1 protein-coding gene is annotated in these 389 nt (G+C 60.4%); it reads right to left on the bottom strand.

Annotated features, from left to right (window positions below):
- Positions 1–389: immunoglobulin-like domain-containing protein (locus JOY50_RS28650; RefSeq protein WP_243056188.1), on the bottom strand; the 389-nt coding region annotated here is incomplete at both ends.

Raw genomic sequence — 389 nt, 5'->3', positions numbered from 1 at the left:
TCGACTGCACTACCGGAGTGTTGCTGCCAACGTAGACGTTGTCCGGCGCAGTGACGGTAATCGAACCGCTGGTGCCATTGGCCGGTACGGTGATGACGGTCTTGCCGTCGCTCAGCGTGAAGGTCAAGGCGCCGTGGTTGTTGATCGGCAGACCATCTTTGTTGGTCAGGGTGATGGTATAGGTGATCTCGCCGCCTTCGGTCACCGAAGGCGTGGCGGTCAACTTGGCCACGACTTCGTCGGTGGTGTCGCTGACTTGAACGGTAGCCGCACCGCCCAGCTCGAGGTTCTCGAAGGTAGCGCCAGTGGCGTCTACAGCCGAGTTGATGCCCAAGCTGATCTGGCCAGCGTCGTTGTAAACGTCGTCACCCTGCGCATCGTGGGTGTAC

The organism is Pseudomonas sp. BP01, assembly GCF_022760795.1.
GTDB classification, from domain to species: domain Bacteria; phylum Pseudomonadota; class Gammaproteobacteria; order Pseudomonadales; family Pseudomonadaceae; genus Aquipseudomonas; species Aquipseudomonas putida_Q.
The sequence above is the reverse complement of the archived record's forward strand: the minus strand, read 5'-3'. Positions and strand labels throughout refer to the sequence as shown.